Annotated in this window: 2 protein-coding genes; both read left to right on the top strand. The window is 71.2% G+C overall.

The annotated features are described in order from the left end of the window. Nucleotides 1–85: 85 nt before the first annotated feature. Nucleotides 86–5,413: an SDR family NAD(P)-dependent oxidoreductase gene (locus MJ797_RS25365; protein WP_239342046.1), complete on the top strand. Its 5,328-nt coding sequence runs from the start codon at nucleotides 86–88 to the stop codon at nucleotides 5,411–5,413. Beyond that, nucleotides 5,410–6,343: beta-ketoacyl synthase N-terminal-like domain-containing protein (locus MJ797_RS25360; protein WP_239342044.1), on the top strand; the 934-nt coding region annotated here is incomplete at its 3' end. The genes MJ797_RS25365 and MJ797_RS25360, both read left to right, overlap by 4 nt.

Here is a 6,343-nt window from a genome sequence, read left to right as displayed (position 1 = left end):
CCTCGACGGTGATGCCCTGCGTGGCACGGACGCTCCCGGCGGCACGACCGCGGCCGGACAATCCGCGCCCGCGCCGATGCCCTGGGTGCTGTCCGCGCGGAGCGCGTCCGCGCTCCGCGCACAGGCCGCGCGACTGCACGACTTCGTCACCGCCCGGACAGACGTGGACCTGGCAGCTGTCGGGTTCTCCCTGGCCACCACCCGGACCGCGTTCGAGCGTCGAGCGCTGGTGGTTGGCAGTGACCGTGCCGAGTTCCTGACCGGCCTACAGGCGCTGAGCCGGGGAGAACAGGCCGCCGGCCTCGTCGAGGGCGTGGCCGGTGACCCCGGGAAGACCGTGTTCGTCTTCCCCGGCCAGGGCGCGCAGTGGGCCGGGATGGCCGTGGAGCTGTTGGGCACCGCCCCGGTGTTCGCCGAGCAGCTGACAGCGTGCGCGGACGCGTTGGCGCCGTTCGTGGACTGGTCCCTGCTCGACGTGCTGCGCGGCCACCCCGACGCCCCCACGCTGGAGCGCGTCGACGTCGTGCAGCCCGCCCTGTTTGCGATCATGGTTTCGCTCGCCCGTCTCTGGCAGTCCCTGGGCATCCACCCCGACGCCGTCATCGGCCATTCCCAGGGGGAAATCGCGGCCGCCCACATAGCCGGTGCTCTCACCTTGGAGGACGCCGCCAAAATCGTGGCGCTGCGCAGCCATGCGCTCAGCGAACTGGCTGGCCACGGTGGCATGGTCGCCATTCCGCTGCCCGCGGCCACGGTGGCGGAGCACCTCGCGCGGCTGGGTGACCGGGTCAACGGCGGCCGTGTCAACATCGCCGCAATCAACGGATCCCACTCCACTGTTGTTTCTGGCGACCCGGACACACTCGACGACATTCTGGACGCTTACGCAACGCAGAACGTCCCGGCCCGGAAGATTCCGGTCGACTACGCATCCCACTCCGCCCAGGTCGAAAACATCCGGGAAAAAGTTCTCGGTCTGCTGGCGGACGTCACGCCCCGCCCCGCCACCATCGCCTTCTACTCCACCGTCACCGGCATGCTCCTGGACACCACCGAGCTCACCGCCGACTACTGGTACCGCAACCTGCGCCAGACCGTCCGCCTCGACCCGGCGGTCCGCGCCGCCCTCGCCGGGGGGCACCGGACATTCGTCGAAACCAGCTCTCATCCGGTGCTCACCGTCGGCATCCAGCAAACCATCGACGACACCTCCGTCGGCGAGAACGCCACGACGACTGTCACCGGCACTCTGCGCCGGCACGAGGGCGGCTGGCGGCGTCTGTCGACCTCACTGGCCCACCTGTACGTCCACGGCATCAGCCCCGACTGGACCGCCGTGTTCGGCCCGGCCGCCCGACGCACGGACCTGCCCACCTACGCCTTCCAGCGCCAGCGCTACTGGCTGGCCGCGCCCACCGGGAACGACGTCACCGCTGCCGGCCTGGACCCCGTCGGCCATCCGCTGCTGGCCGCGGCCCTCACCCTCGCCGACGGTGACACCGTCCTGCTCACCGGGCAGCTCTCCCTGGCGGCCCACCCCTGGCTTGCCGACCACGCCGTCTCGGGCACGGTCCTGTTCCCCGCCAGCGCCTTCGTCGACCTCGCCCTGCATGCAGCCGACCAGGCCGGCTGCGATGAGATCGCCGAGCTCACGCTCGAAGCCCCGCTGGTCGTGCCCGACGGTGTCGGCATCCGGCTTCAACTGATCGTCGGAGCCGGGGACGACCCGAGCCGGCGGACGGTGAGCATCCACTCATGCCCTGCCAGCACCCTCGTCGAGGGAACCCGGTCGGACAGAGCGTGGACGCGGCACGCGACCGGCATCCTGACCAGCGCTGACACGATCGCGGGCGTAGCGGCGTCCGATGAACTGGCCGGGGCCTGGCCGCCCGCGGGCGCGGCCGCGGTGGACGTGACAGGCCTCTACCAGCGTCTGGCCGCCCGAGGCTACGACTACGGGCCGGTCTTCCAAGGGCTTCGAGCCGCCTGGCGGCGCGGGGACGATGTGTTCGCCGAGGTACACCTGCCGCCCGAGCAGCAGGCCGACGCAGGCCGGTTCGGGCTGCATCCGGCGTTGCTGGACGCCGCGCTGCACGCGGCGGTGGGTCTCGTCCCCGCCAGCGAGACCGAGACCGAGACCGAGACTGAGGCCGAGAGCGACGGGGAGCACACGGCGCACGCAATCCGGCTCCCCTTTGCCGTCAGCGGCGTGTCGCTGTCCGCGACAGGTGCCCGCGGGCTGCGGGTGCACGTCCAGCCGACCGGCACCGACCGGGTGACGCTGCGGGCCAGCGACCTCACCGGCGCGCCCGTCGCCGCCATCGGCTCCCTGGTGCTGCGGATGACCTCGACGGATCATCTCGCCGGTGCCCGTGGGATGCCGGAGGAGCCGTTGTTCGAGCTGACCTGGCCGGTGGTGGATGTTCCCCGCGAGAGCCCACCGCCGGGTCGGTGGACCGTACTGGGGACGGACGCCCTGGGCCTGACCGCCCTGGCCGCCCTGGCCGTGCCGACACGTCCATCGGTCGAGACCTGCCCGGACCTGGCCTCGCTCACCGCGGCCATCGCCACGGGAGCCCCGGTACCCGACACCGTGCTCCTGCCGTGCCCAGCCGGCACCGGCGCGGAGGCTGTGCACACGACCACCCGGCAGGCGCTGGCCGTGCTGCAGGCCTGGTCGGCCGACAACCGGTACGCTTCCTCGAGGCTGGTCGTGGTCACCTACGACGCGGTCGCCACCCGCCCCGGGGAGGACGTCGGCAACCTTGCCGCCGTCGGCGTCTGGGGCCTGGTCCGCGCGGCGCAGTCCGAACATCCCGGCCAGCTCGTCCTGCTCGACCTCGACCACCACCCGGACTCCCTGCACGCGCTCCCGGCCGCGCTGGCCACCGGCGAGGGGCAGCTCGCCCTGCGTGGTGGGGAGATCCACGTCCCCCGGCTGGCCCGGCACCGCCCCCACCGGGACCTGGCCCCGCTCGACACGGCCCGGACGCACACACTGATCCCGCCCCTGGACACCCCGTCCTGGCGGTTGGCCGTCACCACCCCCGGCACCTTCGACACGCTGGCTCTGGTGCCCCACCCCGAAGCGGACCAGCCGCTGGCCCGCGGGCAGATTCGCCTCACGACGCGCGCGGCCGGGGTGAACTTCCGGGACGTGCTCATCGCCCTGGGCGTCTACCCGGGGGATGCCCGCATCGGCGCGGAAGGCGCCGGTGTGGTCGTGGACGTCGGCCCGGACGTCACCGGCTTCGCCCCCGGCGACCGTGTCATGGGCCTGCTTCCCGGCATGCTGGGCTCGTCGGCGGTCGTCGACCACCGCCTGCTGGTCCACATCCCCGCCGGATGGTCCCTCACCCAGGCCGCCGCCGTCCCGGTCGCCTTCCTCACCGCCTACCACGCGCTGGCCGACCTGGCCCGGCTCCGGCCCGGCGAAACGGTCCTCATCCACGCCGCCACCGGCGGGGTCGGCATGGCCGCGGTCCAGCTCGCGCGGCACTGGGGTGCCGAGGTCTACGGCACCGCAAGCCCCGGCAAGTGGCAGGTCCTCCGGGCCCAGGGACTCGACGACGACCATATCGCCTCCTCCCGCACCCTTGACTTCGAGCGGAAGTTCCACACTGCCGCCGGTGGGGTCGACGTCGTCCTCAACGCCCTCGCGCACGAGTTCACCGACGCGTCCCTGCGGCTGCTGCGTCCGGATGGCCGTTTCATCGAGCTGGGGAAGACCGACGTGCGCCGTCCGCACGACGTGGCAGCCGGCCATCCCACCGTGAGCTACCGGGCGTTCGACCTGCTCCGCGACGTGACGCCCGAGCGCATCGGGCAGATCCTGGCCGAGCTGGTGGCGCTGTTCGAGCAGGGAGTGCTGCGTCCGCTGCCGGTGACCGCATGGGACGTCCGCCACGCGCCACAGGCCCTGCGCCACCTCAGCCAGGCACGGCACACCGGCAAACTGGCGCTCACCCTTCCCGTCCCGCTCGACCCCGACGGCACAGTGCTGATCACCGGCGGGACCGGTGTGCTGGGGCAGCTCGCCGCCCGTCGGCTGGTCACCCACCACGGGGTGCGTCACCTGCTGCTGACCAGCCGGCGGGGGAACGCCGCCGACGGCGCCGCGGAACTCACGGCCGAGCTCACCGCGCTGGGCGTCGCGGTCACCATCGCCGCCTGCGACGCCGCTGATCGCGACGCGGTGGCCGCGCTGCTCGCCGCCATCCCCCGCCAGCACCCGCTGACCGCTGTCATCCACACCGCAGGCGTGCTGGACGACGCCACCGTGACCGCCCTGACCCCGCACCACCTTCACACCGTGTTACGTCCCAAGGTCGACGCAGCCTGGAACCTGCACGAGCTGACCCGCGGTCTCGACCTGTCCGCCTTCGTCCTTTACTCCTCCGTCGCGGGCATCCTCGGCAACGCCGGCCAGGCGAACTACGCCGCCGCCAGCACCTACCTCGACGCGCTGGCCCACCACCGACATGCGCACGGCCTGCCCGCGACGGCACTGGCGTGGGGCTACTGGGCCCAGGCCAGCGGCATGACCAGCCATCTCCAGGACACCGACGTGACCCGGATGAACCGCACGGGGCTCATCGCGCTGCCCACCGAGGTCGCCCTGAAACTGTTCGACACAGCCATGACAACGCCGTGCGCAAGCCTCGTACCGGCTTTGATCGACACGCTGAAAATCCAGCGTCAGGGCAGTTCCGAGAACATTCCGGAGATCCTGCGTGGCCTTGTCCGCATACCCGTCCGGCGGGTCGTGACGAACGACGCCGGACCTGCGGAGAAATCTCTTGCGCAGCGGCTGGCCGGCCAGCCAGACAATGAACAGGAACGTCAGGTGATCGGCCTTGTGCGGACGACCGCCGCAACCGTCCTCGGCCATGCGGATCCGGGCATCATCGAGGCCGACCGTGGCTTTCTCGCCGCGGGTTTCGACTCCCTCACCGCAGTGGAGTTCCGCAACCGGCTCAACGCGGCGACGGGCCTGCGCCTCCCCACCACGCTGCTTTTCGACCATCCCACCCCGGCAGCGCTCACCGCCTACCTGCGCACCCAGCTCGTCCCCGCGTCCACGGCTTCGGCAACACCGCTGATCGCCGAAATCGACCGGCTCCGGACTGCGCTGTCAACGGCTGCGCTGTCAACGACAGCGCTGGACGATGGCGAGCACACCGAGATCGCGACACGCATCCAGGGGCTCCTGCGGATGTGGAACAGCATGCACAGCACCTCGCGCGCGCACGGCTCCGCAGAGGACGGCCGCAGTTCGCCAGCCGGCCTCAGCCCGGCAGCCGACCTCGGTTCGGCAACGGACGAGGAACTTTTCGCCGCGCTCGACAACGAGCTGGGAATCCCCAGTCAGACACATCGGAGCGGTAGCCATAGGGAGAGCGAGACGCCGTGACGAACGAAGAGAAGCTCCGCGACTATCTCCGGCGGGCGACAGCTGATCTGCGGACAGCCAGGCAGCGCCTGGCGGAGGTCGAATCAGCCAGCCGGGAACCCATCGCGGTCATCGGGATGAGCGGCCGGTACCCCGGCGGTGTGCGGTCCACCGAAAGCCTGTGGCAACTGGTGGCCGACGGAAACGAGGTCATCACCGGCCTGCCCGTCGACCGTGGCTGGGATATCGATCGCCTGCATCACCCCGACCCGGAGCAAACCGGTGCGTCCTATGCGCGGGCAGGTGGATTCCTGCACGACGCGGCCGATTTCGACGCGGCCTTCTTCGGAATGTCCCCACGCGAGGCACTCGCCACCGACCCACAGCAGCGGCTGCTCCTGGAAACAGCATGGGAGGCATTCGAGAATGCCGGTATCAGCCCGGCCTCCGTGCGCGGCAGCGACACCGGTGTTTTCGCCGGGGTCATCGCCCAGGACTACGCTCCCGGGCTGGCCCAGAAAGCCGCCAGGGACATCGAGGGCTATGTTCTGATCGGCAGCACCACGAGTGTCGCATCCGGCCGTATCGCCTACACCCTGGGGCTGGAAGGACCGGCGATAACCGTCGACACCGCCTGCTCCTCCTCGCTGGTGGCCGTCCACCTCGCCAGCCAGGCACTCCGCAACGGCGAATGCGGCCTGGCCCTGGCCGGCGGGGCCACCGTCATGGCCACCCCCAGAGCGTTCATCGAGTTCAGCCGGCAGCGCGCGCTGGCCCCCGACGGCCGGTGCAAGCCGTTCGCCGCCGCCGCCGACGGTTTCAGCCTCGCCGAAGGCGTCGGTATTCTGCTCCTCGAACGGCTGTCGGACGCCCAGCGCCTCGGCCATCAGATACTCGCCGTGATCCGGGGCAGCGCCGTCAACCAGGACGGCACGAGCAGCCAGCTGACGG

It is taken from the genome of Protofrankia sp. CiP3 (assembly GCF_917627345.1).
Lineage (GTDB): Bacteria > Actinomycetota > Actinomycetes > Frankiales > Frankiaceae > Protofrankia.
Note: the sequence above shows the minus strand (reverse complement) of the source record. Positions and strands in the feature narration are given on the sequence as shown.